This window comes from Vibrio sp. Y20_XG_PY13 (genome assembly GCF_024181925.1).
Classification (GTDB): domain Bacteria; phylum Pseudomonadota; class Gammaproteobacteria; order Enterobacterales; family Vibrionaceae; genus Vibrio; species Vibrio parahaemolyticus.
This window is the reverse complement of the sequence record NZ_JAMZAL010000006.1, coordinates 252,361-276,784: the sequence shown is the minus strand read 5'-3', so window position 1 is coordinate 276,784 and position 24,424 is coordinate 252,361. Positions and strand designations below refer to the sequence as shown.

Sequence of the window (24,424 nt, the reverse complement as noted above, 5' to 3'; positions counted from 1 at the left end):
TTGTTCTTCCCTAGCCATGTTTCAGATAGAGGCAGCAAGCAAAGGCCTGTATTTAGAGGGAAGCGAAATATGAAACTAGTTACATTATTAGATTAGGCGCAAATGACTTTCACGCCATGTTGTTCAATCTGTACTTTGTGCTCTGGTTGGATATCCGCATCGGTGACCAGCACATCAATTTGATGCCAAGCGAGCTCTAAGTTAGGGATCTTACGGCCGATTTTTTCGGACTCGATCATAACGATGACTTCACGAGAGACTTCTGCCATCACCTTACTTAAGCCAACCAACTCATTAAATGTTGTGGTTCCGCGCTCCAAATCGATGCCATCCGCACCAATAAACAGCTGGTCAAAGTCGTAAGCTCGTAATACAGATTCGGCTACTTTGCCTTGAAAGGATTCAGAGTGCGTATCCCAAGTTCCGCCTGTCATTAGCAGAGTGGGTTCACTCTCTAGCTCGTTAAGGGCATTGGCGACGTGCAATGAGTTGGTCATGACCACCAAGCCACGTTTGTCGTTCAGTTGCTGAATCAGCGCAGCGGTCGTGCTACCGCTGTCTATCACGATTCGATTATGGTCGCGAATCAATGATGCCGCAGCTTTCGCCAAACTTAACTTTCGAGTCGAAACATTAGAGCTTAGTTCTTCATGAATAACTTCCGTAGGGATGGCAATCGCACCACCGTATCGGCGTAAAAGTTGTCCATTTTTTTCTAGAGAAGCTAAGTCCTTTCTAATCGTGACTTCTGAGGTTTCGAACTTTAGAGCCAGTTCATCAACACTGACTTCTCCGAGCTCATTGACCATGTTGGAAATCGCGTGTCTTCTCAGTTGAGTGTTTCGTTTCGACATTTACGTTTTGAATTTAAGTTTCGATGTGAAACTTATTATAGTCAAACCGAAACTTTCAAGTCCATTTATTTCGATCCAAAAAATTAATATTTCTCGATAAAACCTTGTCCTAAGACAATTCTTAAACAGTGATATTGGATTCATTCGGTGGTAGAATTCGCCACCGAAAAGAAAAAAAATTACAGAACTGACGGCTATTTTTTTGCAACTTTCTGCATATAAAGTGGGATTAGTCACAAAAAGGTAACCAAAATCGCCGATCTTTTAGTCATAAAATGACTAAACTTGGTGAAAGACTTTCAGAATCTGAAGTTCAATAATACGGCGGAAAATCGGTGGGTGGCAGGCACTAAATGTCATCAAAAGCGCCTAACTTCAGAGTAAATAACCGACTTTCAAATTGTAACTATACTTACCGGAGAGTATCTTCCATGAAAAAGACCAAAATCGTTTGTACGATTGGCCCTAAAACTGAATCTGTAGAGAAGCTAACTGAACTAGTAAACGCAGGCATGAACGTAATGCGTCTTAACTTCTCTCACGGTGACTACGAAGAACACGGCACTCGTATCGCGAACTTCCGCAAAGTAATGGAAGCTACTGGCAAACAACTAGCAATCCTTCTAGATACTAAAGGTCCAGAAATCCGCACTATCAAACTAGAAGGCGGTAACGACGTTGATCTAGTAGCTGGTCAAGAATTCACTTTCACAACTGACACTTCAGTTGTAGGTAACAAAGACAAAGTTGCAGTAACTTACGCTGGCTTCGCAGCTGACCTAAACGTTGGTAACACTATCCTAGTAGACGACGGTCTAATCGAGATGGAAGTTATCGCAACAACTGACACTGAAGTTAAATGTAAAGTTCTTAACAACGGTGCTCTAGGCGAAAACAAAGGTGTGAACCTTCCAGGCGTTTCTGTAAACCTACCTGCTCTATCTGAAAAAGATAAGAACGACCTTAAATTCGGTTGTGAGCAAGGCGTTGATTTCGTAGCTGCATCTTTCATCCGTAAAGCTTCTGACGTTCAAGAAATCCGTGAAGTTCTAGCTGCAAACGGCGGCGAGAACATCCACATCATCTCTAAGATCGAAAACCAAGAAGGTGTTGATAACTTCGATGAGATCCTAGAACTTTCTGACGGCATCATGGTTGCTCGTGGCGACCTAGGTGTTGAAATCCCAGCTGAAGAAGTAATCTTCGCTCAGAAAATGATGATCGAGAAGTGTAACCGTGCACGTAAGATGGTTATCACTGCAACTCAAATGCTTGATTCTATGATCAACAACCCACGTCCTACTCGTGCGGAAGCAGGCGACGTTGCAAACGCAGTAATGGACGGCACAGACGCAGTAATGCTTTCTGGCGAAACAGCAAAAGGTAAATACCCTGTTGAAGCGGTAACTATCATGGCTCAAATCGCTAAACGTACTGACTCTGTACTTAAAGCTGAACTAGGTTCTCGTCTAGACAGCCCACGCCTACGCATCACTGAAGCAGTATGTAAAGGCGCAGTAGACACAGCTGAAAAACTTGCTGCTCCACTGATCGTTGTTGCAACTGAAGGCGGTAAGTCTGCACGTTCAGTACGTAAGTACTTCCCAACTGCAAACATCCTAGCGCTAACAACTAACAAGAAAACTGCAGCACAACTAGTTCTAACTAAGGGTGTTACTCCAGTTGTTGTTGACGCTATCGAAAGCACTGACGCATTCTACGTAGCAGGTAAAGAACTTGCTCTAGAATCTGGTCTAGGTAACAAAGGCGACATCGTAGTAATGGTTTCTGGTGCTCTAGTCGCTTCAGGTACTACGAACACAGCTTCTGTACACGTACTATAAGACTGAATTTTTAACACTTCAGTTTATTGAGAAAGAGGGCTTATGCCCTCTTTTTTTATATGGCTTTCTTGCTCTAATAATACGCTACCTGTATCATTCACCTCACGCAGAACTGCGTACTGTTTAATTTTGTCGTCACGATAAAAAATTCTATGAGGTGTATGTGTCCAGTCCCACTCTTACCGACAAAGTATCAAAAATGATCTGTCAGGATATCCTGACTGGTGAGCTAAAACCTGGTCAAAAACTTGTGGTTGCAGAGCTAAAAGAGAAATACAACGTAGGTGCCTCCCCTATTCGCGAAGCATTGGTTCAGCTATCGTGGAGCAAATACGTCAAACTCGCGCCACAAAAAGGCTGCTGGGTTGCGCCAGTGTGTAAGCATGAGTTGAATGACTTGTATGAAAGCCTACGGATGACGGCTTCATTTCTATTGAAAAAGGCGATCATGACAGGTGATGAGAACTGGGAACTGGACGTCCTAACTTCATACCACAAACTATCTAGAGTGAATCTCGACCAAGGCTTTTGCTGGAGAGAATGGGAAGAACGCCACTATCACTTTCTTGAGGCGTTGCTTGAGGGGGCGAACTCGCACAATTTGTTTACCTTCTTCCGAGATATTTTAAACCAGATCAAGCGTTACCATTACTTTGCTATGCAAGTGCTAGGAACGAACAATCAAGGTCACTGTAATATCGATGAACAAGAGATGATCATGAAGTTGTCGCTGTCTAAAAATAGTGACGATGCGGTGCAGTTTCTGGATCGTTATTTGTTGAAGTCGTTGCAATGTGTCGAAACCGCCATCGACAACCCGCTATAAACGTCACGCCAAATCAACTCGCTTGTTAACGAAAAAATCGGGTATATCCCGATTTTTTCTTTTTGGTATAAACGGTTCTCTCGCCCATGTGAACTAAGCAATATCATCAATGCTATGACACAAAGAAACGCAGTTTCTACCAGCGCTTTTGGATTCATACAGCGCGATATCTGCGCACTTATAGCTTCGAGTTCGGTCGGCAGTGAGGTCACTATAACCCGCACTGACGGTAACGGTCATATTGCTTCGCAGCTGAACCGCGACTCGCAAACGATTGAGCACCACTTCGGCCTCTTTGACTGTGGTATGAGGCATGATCACCGCAAACTCCTCACCACCGACACGAGAAACAAAATCCGTAGTGCGCACTTCACGTAGTAACGTTTCTGCGACGCTACAAATGACTTTATCCCCTTCATCGTGACCGCGTTCATCGTTAATGCGCTTAAAGTGGTCAATATCAAACAAAGCCAAACACGTCGTCGGTGTATCAGGATAACGTTCTACAATATTCGCGTAGTGGGTTAATTGTTCTTCAAACTTTCTGCGGTTCCACAGTCCAGTCAAACCGTCTTTCTCACTTAAGTTGCGCAGCTGCTCTTCCAACGCTTTACGTTCAGAAATATCCACCAGCGAAGTGATGTAATAGCTGATTTTACCGGACTTTGTTAAGTTCGCTTGGATACGCATGATCGCCGTAAACACATGATTCAATTGGGTACGGCAGCGTACTTCGCCTTCCCAAACATTCTCGCGCCCTAACTTATTCCAAATGTTTAGCGTCTCTTCGAGGTCTTCAGGAAGCAAAATCAGGCTGTGGGCATTCGAGCCTTTCACTTGTTCGGTAGAATAACCCATCATGTTTTCAAACTCTTGGTTGACCATGATGATGCGGAGCGACGCGTCAGAAATCATGACGGCGGTCATACCATCGAGTGCGGCACGGGCTAACTTCGATTCCACACTATGACGACGGTAATGCAGCGCCAACGCGGTAATTGGCAAAGTGAAAACCAGCACAAGACTTAATACAAACAAGGATTCTTGAATAAGGTCATTGATGTCGCGCGTCGCTCTTTTTGACAACTGCTCATTCGAGAGGTCGATGATGAGATGCAAAGGCTCATTGGAGACAAACTTAATCGAGCTAAACGCAATCAAGTGTTCACCGTTATAAGAGTACCCCGCTTGCTCAGATACCACTCGCGGCCATATATCTGGATACATGTTCGAGAAATTAAACTGAGAACGCTCAGGAATAATATCGCCATACAAGCGCGACTCGTCAGGACTCGCGATGTAAAAGCCTTTGTGCTTAACCAACTCGATATGGAAATCTCGCACTGGTGAATAGTTGAGAAGGGATGACAGATACTCGATATCGACATTCAACACTAAGTAACCCTGTCGAACGTCATTCACTGAAATTGGCATCAAAATGCGTAGTGACGGACTTAGCGGATAAACCAACTCACCTTTGTCCCTTTCAAGTTCAATCCCCCAAGCTGAGATTTGCTCGTTATCCAAACTCTGCGCGTATTTAAAATACTCTCGCGCAGATTTATCTCGAAGGATCAATGATGGGCCAGCGATGCTGGTTTTGAAATCGTATTTAATGCGAACTTTTTCGGTGCCAGAGGTATCGAGAAAACGGATCTGCTTGTACAGTTTTTGGTTGCGAGCAACCGAGCTCCACATGTTCTCTAAGATGGTCAGATTGGCTTTACTGGGTTCACGTAAGTAATCGTAAAGGCTTTGACTGTGACCAAGTAGGTCGCTGATGGTTTCTATCTGATCTTGAATATTGTTGTATTCGCGCCCGGTGTAAGCCAGTTGGTGTAAGGCTTCTTTGGCGGTGTTTTCAACATTATTCGCTAAGAGGGCTTGGTATTTCTGGTAGTAGTAGGTGGCGGTGAGGGCACTAAAGAATAGTGCTGTCGCCAATAATGTGCCGACCAGCTTTTTTACTTTCACGCGTCCTACAGCCTATGATGCCTACTAAAACGACAATTATATCATTATTTGGCAGCATCTAAACAAAAAGCCACTGTAATACAGTGGCTTTTCGGTCAGATATGAGGCTTGTTAAGGCTTTAACGCTCGTTCTCCACGGGCAATACCCACTACCCCGCTACGTGCGACTTCGACCACTTCGGTGACTTCGGAGATGGCTTGGATGAACGCGTCGAGCTTTTCACTGGTGCCAGCAAGCTGCACTGTGTACTGAGAAGCGGTGACATCCACAATCTGTCCACGGAAAATATCTGCCGTACGTTTCACTTCCGCTCGAGCAAAACCACTGGCTTTCACTTTCACCATCATCAGTTCACGTTCAATGTGTTCAAACTCAGTAACTTCTTGCACTTTCAGTACATCAATCAACTTGTGTAGCTGTTTCTGGATTTGCTCCAGCTGCATTTCATCCGATGTGGTTGTGATGTTCAAACGCGATAACGTTTCGTCATCCGTCGGCGATACGGTCAATGATTCAATGTTGTAACCACGTTGAGAGAACAAGCCGACAACACGAGACAACGCACCCGGTTGGTTTTCCAATAGCAATGAAATAATGTGTCTCATATTAAGTTCTCTCCGTTTTGCTTAGCCACATCTTGTCCATACCTTCGCCTTTAATTTGCATCGGGTATACGTGCTCGGTTTCGTCTACGTTGATATCAACAAACACCAAACGATCTTTCATATCCAACGCTTTTTGTAGCCCTTCTTCGAGCTGATCTGGCGTTTCGATACGAATGCCGACGTGACCATAAGCTTCTGCAATCGCAGCAAAATCCGGAACAGAACTCATGTAAGAGTTAGAGTGGCGACCTTGATAAATTATGTCTTGCCACTGTTTTACCATACCGAGGAATCGGTTATTCAGATTGATGATCTTCACAGGAATATCGTACTGCATGGCCGTCGATAGCTCCTGAATGTTCATCTGGATACTGCCATCACCCGTCACCACCACCACTTCTTCTTCAGGCATCGCGAACTTAACGCCCATACCAGCAGGAAGACCGAAGCCCATTGTGCCCAATCCACCCGAATTGATCCAACGGCGAGGTTTGTTGAATGGGTAGTACAACGCCGCAAACATTTGGTGCTGGCCTACATCAGACGCCACATACGCGTCACCATTGGTTAGCTTGTGCAGTGTTTCAATGACTTGCTGTGGCTTAATACGATCCGACGACGTTTCGTAAGACAAGCACTGACGATCGCGCCACACTTGAATATCATCCCACCACTTAGTGATCGCCGCTTCATCGTTGCCACAATCTTGCTCTGCCAGTAGACCAAGCATAGTAGTCAGTACTTTTTCAGCAGAGCCTACGATTGGAAGATCCACTTTGACGTTTTTGGAGATCGACGACGGATCAATATCAATGTGCATCACTTTCGCATTTGGACAGTACTTCTCAAGGTTATTGGTGGTGCGGTCATCAAAACGTACCCCAATACCGAAGATTAGATCCGCTTCGTGCATCGCCATATTGGCTTCGTAGGTACCGTGCATACCTAACATACCAAGCGAGTTTTTGTGAGTACCCGGAAATGCACCTAGGCCCATTAAGGTGCTGACAACTGGCAGGTTAAGTTTGTCTGCCAGTTCTAAAATATGTTCGTGAGCACCAGAAATGACTGCGCCACCACCGACATAAAGCACCGGTTTTTTCGCTTCAATCAAAGACTTCAGTGCTTTCTTGATTTGGCCTTTATGACCCGAAGTGGTTGGCTTGTATGAACGCATCGAGATGCTTTCTGGATATTGGTAAGGCAGTTTGATTTGCGGATTCATTACGTCTTTAGGCAAATCAATCACAACTGGCCCAGGACGACCCGTTGTTGAAATGTAGAAGGCTTTTTTGATCGTTTCAGGGATATCTTCCGCCTTTTTCACCAAAAAGCTGTGTTTTACTACCGGACGAGAGACGCCCACGATGTCACATTCTTGGAAAGCGTCGTTACCAATCAGGCTGTTTGGCACGTTCCCTGAAATCACGATCATCGGGATGGAGTCCATGTACGCCGTTGCAATACCGGTAATGGTATTGGTTGCGCCAGGCCCTGAACATACCAGTACCACACCCGGCTTACCTGTTGCGCGAGCATAGCCATCAGCCATGTGCGTCGCAGCCTGTTCGTGTCTTACTAGTACGTGTTTAATTTGGTCGGTTTTTGCGTGCAGTGCATCATAGATATCCAAAACGGAACCACCCGGATAACCGAAGATCTGCTCTACGTTTTCCTCTATCAGAGATTGCACCACCATCTCTGCACCTGACAACATTGCTGTCATAATTGCTCTCCTTACCCAGAATTCCACACCGTAAGGTCAACGGTTTGGTCTGGTTTTACATAGTCTAGGTCTTATTCGTAGCCTAATCGAAATACTTCCACGTTTTCGGCTATGTCTTGCGTTCGTCATAACATCCCGCAAGGTTCATCAACAAATGTAACGGTTTATTAGCAACGGGTCTAATGAGAGATATGTCTAGTTTTTAAACAAGACACTAGAAAGCAGAACGATAACAGGAATAGAAGCCAACTAATCGCAAATAAGCAGCACGATCAAAAAACATAACGACAAAAAAAAGAACATAATTTCACAGAGATTTACCCAAACATCAGAAATTCACCCGTTATCTGCATCATCAAGCCGAACTGCTGCACATACAAAAATCCCCAACGATACCAAAAGGTACGGCTGGGGATCTTTTCATCAATCTGAAATCTAAGTCAGTGCTTGTTACTTTTTATCTGACTTTTCGTTGTACATTTCTTCGATTTCGTCTTGGTATTTATCGTTAATCACTTTACGACGCAGTTTTTGCGTTGGCGTTAACTCTCCATCGTCCATAGAGAAAGCTCTTGGTAGCAGTTTGAACTTCTTAACTTGCTCAAATTTCGCCAGTTCTTTTTGCAGTTCATTCACTCGCTTCTCAAGCATTTCGACCACTTGGTGGTGTTTGATAAGCTCAACTCGGTCATGGTATGCAATGTTCAGTTCTTTCGCATATTCTTCAAGAGAGTCAAAACACGGCACAATCAGCGCAGAAACAAACTTGCGTGTATCGGCAATCACCGCAATCTGCTCAATGAAGTGGTCTTTACCAATCGCACCTTCGATCATTTGCGGTGCAATGTATTTACCACCAGAGGTTTTCATCAGTTCTTTAATGCGATCGGTGATGAACAGGTTGCCATTTTCATCAATATGGCCAGCATCACCGGTCTTTAAGAAACCGTGCTCATCAAACGTCTTTTCGGTCTCTTCTGGCATTTTGTAGTAACCGCGCATCACCATCGGGCCACGAACCAGAATCTCGTTGTTTTCGCCAATCTTCACTTGCGCGCCAGGCATCGACATACCGATAGAATCCGGATCAAAGCACTTGTCATCCCAGCACGAAATCGTCGCGGTGGTTTCTGTCATGCCATAGCCCAACTTCACGTTGATGCCAATAGCATGGAAGAAGCGCCCAATGGTTTCATCCAACTTCGCGCCACCACATGGCATAAAGTTGATACGACCACCGAGCAGTGCACGCAGCTTACTGAGCACCAGCTTGTCAGCTAATGCGTGTGCTTTGCGCAGCATCATCGAAGGTTTGCGCTTTTCTTGATGGCAAAGTGCCATTTTCGCGCCCATGTTCACCGCCCAAGTAAACATGATCTTGCGATGAATCGGTGCTCGAGACACTTTCTCGTGAATCGCTGAGAAAATCTTTTCGTAGAAACGAGGAACTGCACACATCACGGTTGGACGCACTTCACTTAATGCATCGCGCACCTGCATAGTGTCTTGCAAGTAACAGTTCGTCGCACCTTTGTATAATACGTAGAATGTCCAAGCGCGTTCAAATACGTGTGAAAGCGGAAGGAAACACAAAGAAACATCATCTTGAGATAAGCTCAAGCGTTGGTCGTGACCTTCTAGCTGAGCTGCGATGTTGCCATAATCCAACATCACGCCCTTAGGTTGACCCGTAGTACCTGAGGTGTAGATCAGCGTAAGCAAATCATCGACTTTCGCTTGTTCCAAACGCTCATCAAGTTCAGCTTGATGGCTAGTATCACCTTTTGCGACAAAGTCTTTCCAAGAGATAACAAAGTCATGATCGCCAAGCTCAATATCGTCCGACATCGCAACAATCAGCTCTAACTGCTCACATTGTTCAAAAATGCTCACAGCAGCATCAAACTGAGGCTGTTCGCCAACAAACAGAACTTTTACATCTGCGTTGTCGATGATGTATGCCGACTGAGCAGCAGTATTGGTTGGGTAGATAGGCACCGTCACGCCACGCAGTTGCAGTGCAGCGAAATCAGCAATCGTCCATTGCGGCATGTTGTTTGAGAAAATGCCGATCTTATCTTGGACTCCTAAACCCTGAGCCAAAAGTGCAAGCGATAAAGTATCAACTTGCTGACCAAACTGCTCCCAAGTAATACCTTGCCATGCTCCTGCTACTTTATGTTTCAGTGCAACGCGGGTACCACCGTTCGCAATTTGTTCACGAATACGTTTAACGATATGAAAATCTAACTTGGCCATTCTTTTACTTACCTTTTGGCTTACAGGCGTAAGCTATTTGAGCGAACAAGTGTACTCACGCAATGCTAAAACGCAACTGACCAGTATCAAACTTATCACTAATAAGAGACAACTATCACTAATGAACTCAAGGCCCAATTGAAGTTGCTGGAGGTTTAGGCAAAATAACTTGCTGTTTCGCTTATTAATTAACCTAAATAAAAAGCCCCGAAAGACAAGCGTCTCTCGGGGCCAAACAATTGTAAAAATTGATGATTACAAATCCAGTCTGACCAGTTCATCAGACCAAATAATAAACTTATTTTGATGCAACCACTTCACCACACGTCACCATTAGCTGGTCACGTAGCCAAATGTGGCCTTTGTCTTTTTCACTTGATTCATGCCAGCTAAGGAAGCCGCTGATTTCTTTGTTCGCAAATGGGAAGTCTAGAATCTGCAGTTGGTCACTGTTCACCGCATTTTCCGCCATCCAGCGTGGTGCGATAGTCACTAACTCAGATTGGCTAACAACGTAAAGCAAGTTGCTTAGGCTTGAACCTTCGTACGCAGCTTGGCAGTCAAGCTCGCGGTACGCCTGCTCAGAGAAGCTACGTTGACCGTGAACTTTAGACAGTTTCGCGTGCTTTTCGTTAATTAGCTGCTCGGCGCTTACGCCACCTTGAATACGTGGGTGCGTTTTCGAAGCGATAACCACCAATTCATCTTTGAAGATTTCTGTGCTTGAGAAACCTTGCTCATCAAAACGAGCGTAATCGATCACGAAGTCGATTTCTTGGTAACGCATGCGCTCAGAAAGAAGACGGTCAAATTCCGCGTCTAGATGTAGCTGAACGTTTGGCGCTTGTTGATTAATCTTCGCCATGATTTTTGGAGCAAAGCGCATGTCACATGGGCTGCAAATCGCCAGCTTGAATAGACGAGTTGACGACTCTGGTTGGAATACCGAGCTTGGCAATTCGTTACGGATCAGTTGCAATGCTTGGCGGATAGGGCCAAACAGTTGACGCGCACGTTGAGTTGGTTGAATACCACGGCCCTGACGCATGAACAGTTCATCGTTAAACATCACTTTTAGACGTGCCACGGCATTACTTACTGCCGGTTGAGACATGCCTAAGTTGTGTGCTGCACGAGTGATATTTTGCTCTTGCATCACAGCATCAAATACAGTCAGTAGGTTCAAATCTACACCACGCAAAGTGCTTTCCATACGGTAGCTAGCAATTGCGCTCATCGCATCTTTTTTCTCTAACATTGAGTGCGCCTCTTTTGTAATCGTCAAATTGTTTCAATGAATTCATAACGAATAGAATCCCATCTCGCACAAAAGACGGCGGCTGGATTCGAATCATTTTTACGAATAGAAACCTAATTTTTATTATATTTATCGTCCGGATACTTCCGGCTCGAAGCGTACTATCAACTAATCGATTGGGGTTTAGCAACTAGATTGATATTTAATCACTAAATTTTAGCCACTTAGGTATTTAATCATTTAAAATCAACAAATTGAGAAAAATATAAAAAACTATAAAACAACTAAAACCACACTCTTTGAGTATGTATTTAGCAAATTGATAAGACTAAGAACAAACATTGAAACACATTTACCTCACCTATCAATAACCAACAAACCAAAAAACACAGACTATGCCTTTGGCGTAAATTTGCGCGTATCAGTCAAATAATCTGCAATTAAACAATGAATAGAAATGAACGAGAGGGAATAAAAATGCAGCCCTTCGAAATCGAAAAGCTGCATCAAGTACCATGTAGGAATGTTGGAAGAAACGTAATAATAGGTAGTTAATAGTTATTATGTGTTTGCCACAAACAATCCGAGCAAACACACTTAGATATTGGATACATAGCTCGGAAAATCCACCTGCTCCCACAACTGTTTGGAGAGTTCTTCTTGCGAATCCCACGCCCCTTGTAAAACCCAATTCACGATGGCTTGTGCAACGTCGGGGTATTTAACACTCTCAGCTTGCTGCTCTTTGAGCCACTGACGTACGGTAGAAATGTCTAAACTGTCCATTGCAGTGGCTAACCCAAGATCTTCAAGCGTGGCTACGTTGCTCTGCTGTTCAAATTGTCCTGCCAGTGGTTTCATTAGCAGTTTTTTGCCAAGAGAAAGTGCTTCTGAAGGCAGTTCAAAACCGCCATTGGCGATGACCCCACAGCAACGATGTAGATGGTGCTGAAAGTTGGCGTGGCACAGCGGACGCAATTCTATGTTCTCCACTTTCTCTACTTCTATCACGTCGGGGTGATAACAAATAAACGTCTGCTGATTAAAGTGGAACAACAAGTCGCAGATGTCCTCAATCGACTCAAACGGTAAATACACCAACACGAAATCATCGTTATCCGCTTGGTTATCCAAAGTGTGGACGATGGGCGGTAGCAACGGCTGGTCAAAGTGATACCAGTGCAATCCAAGCTGATGTTGAGATGGAGCAAAATACTCAAGTACTGATTTATCCAGCCAGCTAGCCCCCTTCAGAGGCACTGGATAGCGAAACGCATTTTGGTGACTGATACCGATACACGGCTTATTTTGTTGACGAGCAGCCCAAGCCGTGACGGGTTCAAAGTCGTTGATGATTAAATCATAAGGCGCCAGGTTGAGTTGGTTCACTTCTTTGAAAAAATGAATCAAATTGTTGTTCAAGGCCGTTTTGGCGTAATTGACCGAGCCTTTTTCCGTCACAAACGTAAAACCGCGACGAGTCTGATAATCGCCAAACGCTTCCATTGAAAAGTATTTCTCCGGTGCTCGTCCAGAAAAAAGAAAGTCGACCTGCACATCGTGCGATTCAAATGCCTTGCTCATTGCACGTGCACGTGCGATGTGGCCATTTCCCGTACCTTGAACACCGTATAGAATTTTCATCCATTAGCCTCCTACGATCGCAATAGCCAGAGCACCACACGCACTTCCCAACAGCGCCCCGATGATGACGTCAGTAAAAAAATGGACACCGAGCAAAATACGCGCCGTGCCAATTAAGCTCGCCCAAGAGAATGCGGCATAACCGAGTTCTGGGTAGTAATGGTTGATAAGTGTTGCCATGACAAACGCAGCAGCAGTATGTCCAGACGGTAAACTGTAGCGATCAGAAGGGGTGATAAAAGCAGGTAACAAAGCGCTCAGTTCTTCGGGACGACGGCGTTTAAAGCTGTTTTTTAGCGTCCAGTAAATGGGTAACTCGACGGCAAATGCCAGCAATCCGGCTAACATAAACCAAGAGCCGTGTTCTTTATCTAAATACCAAGCTAACAGCCCTAAGACGACGTAGAGATGCCCATCTCCACTGTGCGAAACGCCTTTACTGATGTTGGCAACTTGTTGGTTAAAACGGTGCTGAAGACATACGCTAGAGAATGCTAAATCAAACTTAGCGATGGTTGCTATTGGCTGTGTGATTGTCTCAATGGTTCGCATGTGACCTTCCCTTACTTTGACAACGCCTTTGTGTGCAAAGTAGGAGGTTTAGGTGACAGCTACATGACGGGAAGTTGGACAATTAGTGACAAAAGTAGAATGGACGGAATAGCGCACATTGATGTGCCCAACCATACCGTTAAACACATCAATAAAAGCAATAAGAATTACGAAGGGTTAGCTGGTGAGGCAGACGGCGTATCGATATACCAAACTTTGCGTTTTTTGCGGCATGCGCGTAGTGACCCCGTGGTCACATCACCGTCTTTAGTTAACTCATAGCTCAGTGCTCGACAAGTGAAGCTGCCCAGCAGCTCGTGTCGGGCACTCGATACGGAATGAGTCGCTTGCTGAGCATCGAGCAACGGATTCGGTTGAGTCGACAAAATATCGCGATTCACTACGTTGCTGCGTACGTAATCTTGGTGCACGTAGCCCTTAATAACGCCTTTTGTTCAACCAGAATCCAAGGTTCTCCTTCAACTCTCGCCAACGCATTGAACACTTCGCCTTTTTCAAGTTGCCCCAGCTTTGTACTCTCTACACTCGGTTTGGAGCGCAAATTTAACCCCGTTTTTGAACGATAGGAGACATCCATAAACTCCAGCTTGTTAGAGGTATCCACTCCCTCTTCTACTGGCCTGACTATCTCCGCTTGTTGCCACTCATTAGGTTGCACGCGGATCTTCCACCACGAATAGGTGTCAGGATCTTTGCCTTTGAATTTATCTCGGCTATCCGACTCAAGCGCCACCAGCATCTGATTTAAGAAAGATTCCCGCCCTTCACTGCTTAAGTACATGTCCATTTGATCGCTGATCACCATAATACTTTGCGCATGATCGTTCACGATCACCGGAGAAGCCACCTCAGCATTCGTGTTTGATTGAAACAGTTGACAACCAGATAAGCTGATCAATGTTAATGCGAGTGCCGAACGTCCAAGTTGTTTTGCTGTGACCATGAATCCTTTACCTTCTGTTTCTCTTCACCTAATGCAACTGCACTACTATAAATGGTCAGCGCGTATTTTCGCCAAGCAATTAAGACCTTTGTGTGATAAGTCGCAATCCCTATACCGGAATTTTGATAACACAAAGCTTTAGGCTGTGATCTTTGTCGCCCGCTCAGGTTCTAGCACGTTTTCTTCACTTTTAACTGATTGCACTTTGAATTGATTAAATGTGTCGATGTATCAGCTGCCTATTATTAAACCACTCATCCGATATGAATAAAAAATCGACTTTAGGGTTGACGCGCTCCAAGGAGTGCGGTACTAATTTGTTAACTTAAATTTGTGGAAAGCTTAACAACTATGTCAGCTCATTTTTCTATCCTGCTTAGCCTCCTCCTGATCGTGACCAGTTCGCGCGGGTAGGCTGTGGAAGAAAAATAACCACACCAATTTCTTAGAAACCCGCATGAAAATGCGGGTTTTTTTATATCTAAATACTGGAAGTAAACGATTAACTTGCACGAAAGTGCAGAAATCAGGAAGGAAGCAAACATGAACGATCAGGTCATTATATTCGACACCACCTTGCGTGATGGCGAGCAAGCGTTGTCAGCAAGCTTGACGGTTAAAGAAAAACTGCAGATTGCCTATGCGCTTGAAAGGCTGGGCGTTGATGTTATCGAAGCTGGTTTTCCTATCTCTTCCCCTGGCGATTTCGAGTCCGTACAAACTATTGCAAAACACATCAAAAATAGCCGAGTTTGTGCCCTTTCGCGTGCCGTTGCGAAAGACATCGATGCCGCAGCTGAAGCGCTAAAAGTTGCTGACCAATTCCGTATCCACACTTTTCTAGCCACTTCCACGATTCACGTTCAAGACAAGCTACGCCGCAGTTACGATGACGTACTTGAAATGGCGGTCAACGCCGTTAAACACGCGCGTAACTACACCGATGATGTCGAATTTTCTTGTGAAGACGCAGGCCGAACACCAATCGACAATCTATGTCGCATGGTTGAAGCCGCAATTGATGCTGGAGCAAGCACCATCAACATTCCCGATACCGTTGGCTACACAGTGCCAAGCGAGTTCGGTGGCATCATCCAAACGCTTTTCAACCGCGTGCCGAACATCGACAAGGCCATCATTTCTGTGCACTGTCATGATGACTTGGGCATGTCGGTCGCAAACTCAATTGCAGCAGTACAAGCCGGTGCTCGCCAAATTGAAGGCACCATCAATGGTATCGGCGAGCGTGCGGGTAACTGCTCACTAGAAGAGATCGCGATGATCATCAAGACGCGTCAAGAGCTTCTGGGCGTAAGCACGGGGATCAAGCACGAAGAAATCCATCGTACTAGCAAGTTAGTGAGTCAACTGTGCAACATGCCGATCCAAAGCAACAAAGCGGTCGTGGGTGCCAATGCATTCAGCCATTCTTCAGGTATCCACCAAGACGGCATGTTAAAGAACAAGAACACTTACGAGATCATGACGCCTGAGTCGATTGGTCTTAAGAACCAAGCACTTAACCTAACCAGTCGTAGCGGCCGAGCGGCGGTGAAGAGCCACATGGATTCCATGGGTTATAAAGAAGATGAGTACAACCTAGACGCACTGTACGCCGACTTCTTGAAACTGGCCGACCGTAAAGGCCAAGTGTTTGATTACGATTTGGAAGCACTAATGCACTTCTCCAACTTGCGTGAAGAAGATGACTTCTACAAGTTGAATTACCTAAGCGTGCAATCGGGCAGCGTGATGGCAACCACCAGCATCAAGATGCAATGTGGTGATGCGGAAATGTGTGAAGCGGCGGTCGGCAATGGTCCGGTTGATGCGCTATACCAATGTATCTACCGCGTGACAGGTTACGAGATCGTACTAGATAAATTCGATCTAACCGCAAAAGGTGAAGGTGAGGATGGTCTAGGTCAAGCAGACATCATTGCCAACTACAAAGGTAGAAAATACCACGGTACGGGCGTTTCAACCGATATCGTAGAAGCTTCTGGTCAAGCGCTATTGCATGTTATCAACAGCATCCATCGCGCAGACACCATTGCCGAGATGAAGCAGAAAAAGATTGCTACGGTATAGTCATACTGAGCTTTATCGCTCAGGGACAAATAACACGATTTCAAATAATTAAGCTCAAAAATTAGAAGATTAAAGGAATAACATGACAGACAAATCATACAAAATTGCCGTACTTCCTGGTGACGGCATCGGCCCAGAAGTGATGGCTCAAGCGCATAAAGTTTTGGATGCTATCGAGCAAAAACATGGCATCTCATTTGAGCGCGAAGAACATGATGTTGGTGGTATTGCTATCGATAATCATGGTTGCCCACTTCCAGAAAGTACGGTAACAGCGTGTGAAGAGTCTGACGCGGTTCTATTTGGTTCGGTTGGTGGCCCTAAGTGGGAACATTTGCCACCAAACGACCAGCCAGAGCGCGGTGCATTGCTGCCACTACGTAAGCACTTCCAACTGTTCTGTAACCTTCGACCTGCGCAAATCCACGCAGGTCTAGAAGCTTTCTCACCGCTACGTGCAGACATCTCAGGTCGTGGCTTTGATATTGTCGTCGTACGCGAACTAACTGGTGGCATCTACTTCGGCCAACCGAAAGGCCGCGAGGGTGAAGGCGCTAACGAAAAAGCATTTGATACCGAGGTGTACCACCGCTACGAAATCGAACGTATTGCAAAAATCGCGTTTGAATCGGCTCGTCTACGTCGTAAGAAAGTGTGCTCAATTGACAAAGCAAACGTTCTGCAGAGTTCTATCTTATGGCGTGAAGTTGTGGAAGAGATTGCCAAAGACTACCCAGATGTCGCGTTGTCTCACATGTACATCGACAACGCGACCATGCAGTTAATCAAAGACCCAGCCCAGTTTGACGTCATGTTATGTTCAAACATCTTTGGCGACATCATCTCTGATGAGTGTGCAATGATCACGGGCTCTATGGGCATGTTGCCTTCAGCAAGTCTTAACGAAAGCAAGTTCGGCCTATACGAGCCTGCCGGTGGCAGCGCACCAGATATCGCAGGCAAAAACATTGCTAACCCAGTTGCGCAGATCCTTTCTGCAGCACTGATGCTGCGTTACAGCCTTGGCGAAGAAGCTGCGGCGCAAGATATCGAATCCGCAGTATCTAAAGCACTTTCGGCAGGCGAGCTTACCGCAGACCTAGCAAGCGACAAGCCTGCACTGACGACATCAGAAATGGGTGACAAGATCGCTGAGTACATTTTGAACTCATAAACAGACTGACATTATAAATATAACTGTCGTTTGCCATCACCGCATCGGATCATCCCGTTGCGGTGACAAGGACGACGAGGAAAGGAAGCAATGGGCAAAACACTATACGAAAAAGTCTACGACGCACACGTTGCAGTCGCGGCTGAAGGGGAAACCCCTATTCTTTATATTGATCGTCACTTGGTACACGAAGTGACCTCTCCACAAGCCTTTGATGGCTTGCGTGAAAAAGGTCGTAAAGTTCGTCAGGTTAGCAAAACGTTCGCCACGATGGATCACAACGTTTCGACCACAACCAAAGACATCAACGCCTCTGGCGAGATGGCGCGTATCCAAATGGAAACGCTATCGAAAAACTGCGAAGAGTTCGGTGTTACCCTTTACGACCTAAACCACAAATATCAGGGCATCGTCCATGTTATGGGCCCAGAGCTAGGCATTACTCTACCGGGTATGACCATCGTTTGTGGTGACTCTCATACCGCAACACACGGGGCATTTGGCTCACTGGCTTTCGGTATCGGTACCTCTGAAGTTGAACACGTACTAGCGACTCAAACGCTAAAACAAGCACGTGCGAAAACAATGAAAATCGAAGTGAAAGGTAAAGTCGCACCGGGTATTACCGCAAAAGATATCGTTCTAGCGATCATCGGCAAAACAACGGCTGCGGGCGGTACTGGTTATGTGGTTGAATTCTGCGGTGAAGCGATTACTGACCTTTCTATGGAAGGCCGCATGACGGTATGTAACATGGCCATTGAACTGGGCGCAAAAGCAGGCCTAATTGCACCAGATGAAACCACGTTTGAATATATCAAAGGTCGTAAGTTCTCACCGCAAGGCGCAGATTTTGATGCTGCAGTAGAGTACTGGAAGACGTTAAAAACTGACGCAGATGCCGAATTTGATGCCGTAGTAACGCTAAACGCTGCTGACATCAAACCACAAGTAACTTGGGGCACAAACCCAGGTCAGGTCATTGCCGTTGACCAACCGATTCCAGCACCAGAAAGCTTCACAGATCCAATCGAAAAAGCGTCTGCTGAAAAAGCATTGGCTTACATGGGCCTAGAAGCAGGCAAATCATTGTCTGACTACCAAGTAGATAAAGTGTTTGTTGGCTCTTGTACGAACTCTCGCATCGAAGACATGCGCGCTGCCGCCGTCGTGGCGAAAGGCCGTAAGGTCGCATCGCACGTTCAAGCATTGATTGTCCCGGGCTCAGAACAGGTGAAAGCACAAGCAGAAGCCGAAGGCTTGGATGTCATCTTTAAAGAAGCGGGCTTTGAATGGCGTCTACCAGGTTGTTCAATGTGTTTAGCAATGAACAATGACCGTTTGGGACCTCACGAGCGTTGTGCATCAACATCAAACCGTAACTTTGAAGGCCGTCAGGGTCGTGATGGCCGCACTCACTTGGTTAGCCCTGCAATGGCAGCCGCGGCAGCTATCGCTGGTCACTTTGTTGACATTCGTGAATTAACTTTTGATAAACAGGATTAGGGAGAACAATCATGTCAGGTTTTAAACAACATACTGGTTTGGTTGTGCCTCTAGATGCCGCCAACGTTGACACGGATGCCATCATTCCAAAGCAGTTTTTACAAAAAGTTTCTCGCCTAGGTTTCGGTAAGCATCTTTTCCATGACTGGCGCTTCCTTGATGATGCAGGCGAGCGACCAAACCCTGAGTTTGTAATGAATGCGCCACGTTACCAAGGCGCTTCTATCCTACTTGCGCGTGAAAACTTCGGCTGTGGCTCATCTCGTGAACACGCACCTTGGGCTTTGGCTGATTACGGCATTAAAGCGATGATCGCACCTAGTTTTGCGGACATTTTCTACGGCAACTCCATCAACAACCAAATGGTTCCGGTTCGTCTGACTGAGCAAGAAGTGGATGAACTGTTCCAATTCGTTGAAGCCAATGAAGGTGCGCAAATTGAAGTGGATCTGGAAGCCCTAAAGGTGCGCGCAAACGGAAAGGAGTATGACTTTGAAATCGACGAGTTCCGTCGTCACTGCCTGCTTAATGGCTTAGATAACATCGGTTTGACGCTTCAGCACGAAGACAAAATCGCTGAGTATGAAGCCAATATCCCAAGCTTCCTGCGTTAAAACGCTTCTTTGAATACACAAATAACAGGCTGACCATTGTCAGCCTGTTTTGTTTTTATGCATAGATTAAAGAAAGAAAACAACAACTAGACGGGTCTACACTAACAATTAAGTCTCACTAAAGGTCTCTCTATGAAGCGTTTCTTATTGCTACTGTGTGCCCTACTCTCCTTTTCCGCTCTCGCCGCACCAAAAGCCGACTTATGGCCTTATTGGCAGCAGTCCAACGAGGTCAACCAAACCTCAATCTCTCATCTGGAGTGGCAACAGTTACTCGACAGCTATCTAGTTACCCGAGGCGACAACACTCTATTTCGTTACAACCAAGTCTCGTTCGCCGATAAAACAAAGTTAAAGCAGTACATTCAACGTCTCGCTAGTTTAAATCCATTGCAATACCGCCAAGCCGAGCAATACGCGTATTGGGTAAATCTGTACAACGCGCTGACGGTTCACCTAATTTTGGATAACTACCCGATAACGTCGATCACCAAGTTAGGCGGGCTGTTTAGCTTTGGCCCATGGGATCAAGATGTCATCATCATTAACGGAAAAAGTCTGACCTTGAATGATATTGAGCACCGAATTTTACGACCAATCTGGCAAGACCCAAGAACGCACTACGCTGTCAATTGTGCAAGCCTAGGCTGCCCGAATCTTCAAACTCAAGCTTTTACCGCTGAGAATACTCAAACCTTGTTAGAGAGTGCCGCAAAGACCTTTATCAACAGCAAAAAAGGCGTCTCTATTGAAGGTAATACGGCGAAAATATCTTCAATTTATGAGTGGTTTGCCGTTGATTTTGGTGGTGAGAAAGAGGTGTTTAACCACATCAGAAAGTACGCGCCACAATACAACCATTTTTCAGGTCGGGTGAAGTACGACTACGATTGGAGCTTGAACCAAGCCGACTGATTTATCCATCCTTGTTCAGCTTGACATGCTTTTAGCCACCGATAACCCAAAAGCTAAAAAAGGGCACCAAGTGCCCTTTTTACTTTCTAGTTTGCTTGCTAGATTTTGGCTTACTTAAAGCCTTTTACCTTTTTAATTAAATCGTAAGCATTTTGAATTTCTTGCGATTTTTCTTTTGCGACGTTCATCATTTCTGGCGGTAAACCTTTGGCCATCAATTTATCAGGGTGATGCTCATTCATTAACTTACGGTAAGCTCGTTTAACGGTTTTACCGTCCGCCTCTGGTGACACATCCAAAATTTTGTACGCATCGGCCAATTGATCCGCCTGTGAGGCTTGCTGCCAACCTGACGACTGGTATTGGCCTTGTTGCTGACCATGGAAACCACCTTGATGTTGGAAACGGAACGCCGCTTCTTGCATTTGCAGGCGACGCTCTAGTTGCTCAGATGAGAAACCTAAACCACGAGCAATTTTGTGCAACACATTACGTTCACTTGGATGGATAGCTCCATCAGCAAAAGCAGCGGAAATTTGCAGTTCAAGGAAGAATTGCAGTAAATCAAAACGGCCAGCGGTCGAGATTTTTACACGCACCAGCACATCTTCTAATGGGAAATCACTCTCTTTCCCTTCGCGAAATGCATCTTGCGCCGCACGGCGTTGTTCGCCATGCAAATTCATACGATCCATCATGGCAGTCGCAAGTTGGATCTCTTCTTTAGTGACCTGACCTTTGGCTTTTGCCACGTGTCCCATTACTGCAAACGCCGCTTTAAAGAATTCTTCCTGACGCTGCGCCTGACTCGGTCCTTTTCCAAAGCCGCCTGTAGAGAACCCAGATTGACTTAAACGTCGGGCTTTATCGAATTGGTGACCAATAAATAAACCAAACAGCAAACCGAATGGACCACCCAGTAACAAGCCAAAAAAGGCACCCAGAATTTTGCCAAAAATATGCATTATGTGTTCTCTATCAATGAATTTTTATCGACGACGACGGTCTTATAGTGCCGGATGGAACGATTTCCTTTATGATAATGGAATTAGTTTTATTTCGGCTAGGCCATTTCGCCTGCTTATCTTTGCAGCTATTTTTGTCGTCATTATGCCATAGCAAATCAATACGCTGGGACAATTGCGACTATAGTTGATTCATTTGGCTATGACGCTAGGGTACAACAAGCCCTATAGCCATCGAGTAGTAGTGACACAGGAAAGTTCAATTCAATGCAACATTTCTCCCGCACATTTATAGCGGCCTCTATCAGCACCGCCTTGTTTGTACCCACCACTCAAGCTGAAGCGAATATAAATGATAGTGTGCAGGAAATGCCCGCCACAGATCAATGTTTGGTCGAAACAAGTGGCGAGGAGGACGCTCTTAATACCCCAGTAGTGGTAGAAGCGGACAACCTGCAAGCCATTAATGGTGACAAAGCACAATACTCTGGAAACGTCCAAGTAACGCAAGGTCCGAAGAAAATCACCGCAGATAGCGTAACCCTGCACCAACAAGACAACGTGGTGGTGGCAGAAGGCAACGTGACCTTCAATGACGGACAAGTTAAAGCCCGCTCAGATCGTGTTACCAACGACATCAACCAAGATACCTTCTCGCTTGAAAACACCGAATACCAATTTCTTTGCCAACAAGGTCGTGGTACTGCCGCTTACATTGCGCGTACAGGTCAGTCTGTCTATGAACTAGAAGATGGCTCAATCACATCATGTCCGGAAGGCGATAATTCATGGCGCTTGGTTGCGTCTGGTATCGATGTAGACCAAGACGAAGAGACCGCCACGCTGCACCACCCTCGTTTTGAGATCATGGATGTGCCCGTGTTTTACGTGCCATACATGACCATGCCTATTGGCAACACGCGTAAAACCGGTTTCCTATTCCCTTCTCTTTCTTACGGTTCTAGTGACGGTATGGAAGTGGAAGTGCCATTTTACTGGAACATCGCACCTCAATACGACATGACACTCACTGCACTCTACATGCAGCAACGTGGCACCAAACTCGACACCGATTTCCGTTACCTGACCGATGGCTGGGGTGAAGGTAAACTGAAAGGCGAATACCTCAACAGCGATAAAAAATATCAAGATGATTCTCGCTGGGGTTACCAAGTTAAGCACGATGGTATTATCAATAAACAGTGGATTGTGAAAGTTGATTACTCACAAGTCAGTGACATTGATTACTTCCTAGATTTGGACTCTGACATCGGTAACCGTGAAGACGGTCAGTTAGTCCAAGAAGGACATGTGCAGTACCGTTCAGATTTCTGGGATGCGTCTTTAACCGTTCGAGATTTCCAAATCCTCTTGAAAGAAGAAAACCGTCCATATCGTTTACTTCCTCAATTAGATTTGAACTACTACACGCCGTTGTGGGGTGATCACCTTAACTTCGACGTAAAAAGCCAAGTCAGCCGTTTTGACACTAGTGATACCGCTCGACCAAATGCGACTCGCGTTCACATAGAGCCGGGATTAACCATGCCGCTGTCAAACTCTTGGGCCACTTGGACAACGGAAGCGCGCGTACTTTCCACTTACTACTCTCAAGACCTTACTGGCTTGACAGACGTGGACTTGAAAAACCAGCTTGATGAACAAGTTTCTCGTGTTATTCCTGAGTTTCGTACCCATGCTCAGATTTACTTAGAGCGTGACACCAGTTGGATCAAAGGCTACACACAAACGCTAGAACCACAGCTTCAGTACCTATACGTACCAGAAGAAGATCAAACCAACATCTACAACTACGATACAACGCTGCTGCAAACTGACTACTACGGTCTATTCCGCAGTCGTAAGTACAGTGGTATTGATAAGATCGCATCGGCTAACCAGCTGAGCTACGGTGCAAGTACGCGCTTCTTTGATGATGACTACAAAGAACGTTTGAACGTGTCGTTTGGTCAGATCTACTACTTCGATAAGAAGACGAAAATCAGCAATAGCCCGAACATTCCAGACGAGACAACCAACTACTCTTCATGGGCAGTTGAAGCTGATTTCAACTACAACGACTACCTGTTCTATCACGGTGGCGTTCAGTACGACATCGACTTAAGCTCAATGCAGCTTGCCAACAGTACGTTGGAATATCAGTTTAACGGCGGCTTTATTCAAGGTAACTACCGCTATGTCACTCGCGAATACATCGAAGATACGATCATTCTCGAAAACCTCGACACTATTACTCGTAAAGGTATTTCACAAGCAGGTATCGTAGCGGCATACGAGTTCAACCGTAACTGGTCTGCAAGCGGTCAGTACTACTATGACCTAAATGAAAATACCGATATGGAATGGCTAGCAAGCCTGCGTTACCAATCTGATTGTTGGTACATTGGTTTGACATACTCTAACCAATTACTCGGTTGGGAAAATCAAGCCATCGGCAGTACGGGCTCCTCTCCTGAATACGAAAACAACTTTAGTGTTAACTTCGGTATTCAAGGCTTTGCGACAAATCAAAGCACCGGTACAGCAGTCAAAGAACTGGATGGTTCCGACAACGCGATTAAATACGGTCGCCCATTCTATTTGAACAATTAATCGAATTAAGCGTCTTACTCTAAATAAGACGCTTCTTCA

Annotated in this window: 17 protein-coding genes and 1 pseudogene; 8 read left to right on the top strand and 10 right to left on the bottom strand. The window is 45.5% G+C overall.

Annotated elements, in window-relative coordinates; genetic code table 11:
- Window positions 1–92 precede the first annotated feature (92 nt).
- Complete coding sequence (locus NL646_RS16295; protein WP_253664445.1) at window positions 93–854, bottom strand: DeoR/GlpR family DNA-binding transcription regulator; 762 nt, start codon at window positions 852–854, stop codon at window positions 93–95.
- Between the two features lie 431 nt (window positions 855–1,285).
- Between NL646_RS16295 and pykF the strand changes: the two genes are divergently transcribed.
- Both pykF and NL646_RS16285 read left to right on the top strand, forming a co-directional pair.
- Window positions 1,286–2,698, top strand: a complete 1,413-nt coding sequence (gene pykF, locus NL646_RS16290) for a pyruvate kinase PykF (protein ID WP_005453794.1) — start codon at window positions 1,286–1,288, stop codon at window positions 2,696–2,698.
- A 157-nt stretch (window positions 2,699–2,855) separates the two neighbouring features.
- Entirely contained in the window at window positions 2,856–3,524 is a 669-nt protein-coding gene (locus NL646_RS16285; protein ID WP_005480529.1) for a GntR family transcriptional regulator, read from the top strand.
- A 93-nt stretch (window positions 3,525–3,617) separates the two neighbouring features.
- Here the strand turns inward: NL646_RS16285 and NL646_RS16280 are convergent, their stop codons facing one another.
- From NL646_RS16280 to NL646_RS16245, 8 genes and pseudogenes are all read right to left on the bottom strand, one after another.
- Window positions 3,618–5,498 carry a GGDEF domain-containing protein gene (locus NL646_RS16280; RefSeq protein ID WP_024700383.1) on the bottom strand — a complete coding sequence of 627 codons (1,881 nt, stop codon included), beginning with the start codon at window positions 5,496–5,498 and terminating at the stop codon, window positions 3,618–3,620.
- Between the two features lie 111 nt (window positions 5,499–5,609).
- Window positions 5,610–6,104: an acetolactate synthase small subunit gene (gene ilvN / locus NL646_RS16275; protein ID WP_005459526.1), complete on the bottom strand. Its 495-nt coding sequence runs from the start codon at window positions 6,102–6,104 to the stop codon at window positions 5,610–5,612.
- A gap of 1 nt (window position 6,105) precedes the next feature.
- The gene (locus NL646_RS16270) at window positions 6,106–7,830 is read right to left on the bottom strand and encodes an acetolactate synthase 3 large subunit (protein WP_005480580.1); all 1,725 of its coding nucleotides are present in this window, start codon (window positions 7,828–7,830) and stop codon (window positions 6,106–6,108) included.
- Window positions 7,831–8,280: 450 nt separating this feature from the next.
- Window positions 8,281–10,089: a long-chain fatty acid--CoA ligase gene (locus NL646_RS16265; protein ID WP_020840033.1), complete on the bottom strand. Its 1,809-nt coding sequence runs from the start codon at window positions 10,087–10,089 to the stop codon at window positions 8,281–8,283.
- A 298-nt stretch (window positions 10,090–10,387) separates the two neighbouring features.
- A complete protein-coding gene (gene calR, locus NL646_RS16260; protein ID WP_005459522.1) occupies window positions 10,388–11,347 on the bottom strand; it encodes a LysR family transcriptional regulator CalR in 960 nt (319 codons plus the stop codon).
- A 597-nt stretch (window positions 11,348–11,944) separates the two neighbouring features.
- Window positions 11,945–12,991 (bottom strand): MJ1255/VC2487 family glycosyltransferase, encoded by a 1,047-nt coding sequence (locus NL646_RS16255; RefSeq protein WP_005459649.1) that lies wholly within the window; start codon window positions 12,989–12,991, stop codon window positions 11,945–11,947.
- Between the two features lie 3 nt (window positions 12,992–12,994).
- Window positions 12,995–13,543: a phosphatase PAP2 family protein gene (locus NL646_RS16250; RefSeq protein ID WP_005488413.1), complete on the bottom strand. Its 549-nt coding sequence runs from the start codon at window positions 13,541–13,543 to the stop codon at window positions 12,995–12,997.
- 167 nt (window positions 13,544–13,710) lie between these two features.
- Window positions 13,711–14,507, bottom strand: a pseudogene (locus tag NL646_RS16245) (SH3 domain-containing protein).
- Window positions 14,508–15,050: 543 nt separating this feature from the next.
- Between NL646_RS16245 and leuA the strand changes: the two are divergent.
- From leuA to NL646_RS16220, 5 genes are all read left to right on the top strand, one after another.
- Window positions 15,051–16,598: a 2-isopropylmalate synthase gene (gene leuA, locus NL646_RS16240; RefSeq protein WP_005459507.1), complete on the top strand. Its 1,548-nt coding sequence runs from the start codon at window positions 15,051–15,053 to the stop codon at window positions 16,596–16,598.
- Between the two features lie 82 nt (window positions 16,599–16,680).
- A complete protein-coding gene (gene leuB, locus NL646_RS16235) occupies window positions 16,681–17,772 on the top strand; it encodes a 3-isopropylmalate dehydrogenase (RefSeq protein WP_025441259.1) in 1,092 nt (363 codons plus the stop codon).
- Between the two features lie 90 nt (window positions 17,773–17,862).
- The gene (gene leuC, locus NL646_RS16230) at window positions 17,863–19,278 is read left to right on the top strand and encodes a 3-isopropylmalate dehydratase large subunit (RefSeq protein WP_005459505.1); all 1,416 of its coding nucleotides are present in this window, start codon (window positions 17,863–17,865) and stop codon (window positions 19,276–19,278) included.
- An 11-nt stretch (window positions 19,279–19,289) separates the two neighbouring features.
- Complete coding sequence (leuD, locus tag NL646_RS16225; RefSeq protein WP_005480538.1) at window positions 19,290–19,892, top strand: 3-isopropylmalate dehydratase small subunit; 603 nt, start codon at window positions 19,290–19,292, stop codon at window positions 19,890–19,892.
- A 132-nt stretch (window positions 19,893–20,024) separates the two neighbouring features.
- Window positions 20,025–20,807, top strand: coding sequence for a DUF547 domain-containing protein (locus NL646_RS16220; protein ID WP_029863489.1), 783 nt, complete (start codon window positions 20,025–20,027; stop codon window positions 20,805–20,807).
- Window positions 20,808–20,917: 110 nt separating this feature from the next.
- Here the strand turns inward: NL646_RS16220 and djlA are convergent, their stop codons facing one another.
- Window positions 20,918–21,772 (bottom strand): co-chaperone DjlA, encoded by an 855-nt coding sequence (djlA, locus tag NL646_RS16215; protein WP_253664444.1) that lies wholly within the window; start codon window positions 21,770–21,772, stop codon window positions 20,918–20,920.
- A 267-nt stretch (window positions 21,773–22,039) separates the two neighbouring features.
- Between djlA and lptD the strand changes: the two genes are divergently transcribed.
- The gene (lptD, locus tag NL646_RS16210) at window positions 22,040–24,385 is read left to right on the top strand and encodes an LPS assembly protein LptD (RefSeq protein ID WP_005459627.1); all 2,346 of its coding nucleotides are present in this window, start codon (window positions 22,040–22,042) and stop codon (window positions 24,383–24,385) included.
- Window positions 24,386–24,424: the final 39 nt, after the last annotated feature.

Bases quoted from the DNA above. Each gene is read 5' to 3' on its own strand.
- NL646_RS16295 (WP_253664445.1), bottom strand. From the start codon at position 854: ATGTCGAAACGAAACACTCAACTGAGAAGACACGCGATTTCCAACATG.
- pykF (WP_005453794.1), top strand. From the start codon at position 1,286: ATGAAAAAGACCAAAATCGTTTGTACGATTGGCCCTAAAACTGAATCT.
- ilvN (WP_005459526.1), bottom strand. From the start codon at position 6,104: ATGAGACACATTATTTCATTGCTATTGGAAAACCAACCGGGTGCGTTG.
- NL646_RS16270 (WP_005480580.1), bottom strand. From the start codon at position 7,830: ATGACAGCAATGTTGTCAGGTGCAGAGATGGTGGTGCAATCTCTGATA.
- NL646_RS16265 (WP_020840033.1), bottom strand. From the start codon at position 10,089: ATGGCCAAGTTAGATTTTCATATCGTTAAACGTATTCGTGAACAAATT.
- calR (WP_005459522.1), bottom strand. From the start codon at position 11,347: ATGTTAGAGAAAAAAGATGCGATGAGCGCAATTGCTAGCTACCGTATG.
- NL646_RS16255 (WP_005459649.1), bottom strand. From the start codon at position 12,991: ATGAAAATTCTATACGGTGTTCAAGGTACGGGAAATGGCCACATCGCA.
- NL646_RS16250 (WP_005488413.1), bottom strand. From the start codon at position 13,543: ATGCGAACCATTGAGACAATCACACAGCCAATAGCAACCATCGCTAAG.
- leuA (WP_005459507.1), top strand. From the start codon at position 15,051: ATGAACGATCAGGTCATTATATTCGACACCACCTTGCGTGATGGCGAG.
- leuB (WP_025441259.1), top strand. From the start codon at position 16,681: ATGACAGACAAATCATACAAAATTGCCGTACTTCCTGGTGACGGCATC.
- leuC (WP_005459505.1), top strand. From the start codon at position 17,863: ATGGGCAAAACACTATACGAAAAAGTCTACGACGCACACGTTGCAGTC.
- leuD (WP_005480538.1), top strand. From the start codon at position 19,290: ATGTCAGGTTTTAAACAACATACTGGTTTGGTTGTGCCTCTAGATGCC.
- NL646_RS16220 (WP_029863489.1), top strand. From the start codon at position 20,025: ATGAAGCGTTTCTTATTGCTACTGTGTGCCCTACTCTCCTTTTCCGCT.
- djlA (WP_253664444.1), bottom strand. From the start codon at position 21,772: ATGCATATTTTTGGCAAAATTCTGGGTGCCTTTTTTGGCTTGTTACTG.
- lptD (WP_005459627.1), top strand. From the start codon at position 22,040: ATGCAACATTTCTCCCGCACATTTATAGCGGCCTCTATCAGCACCGCC.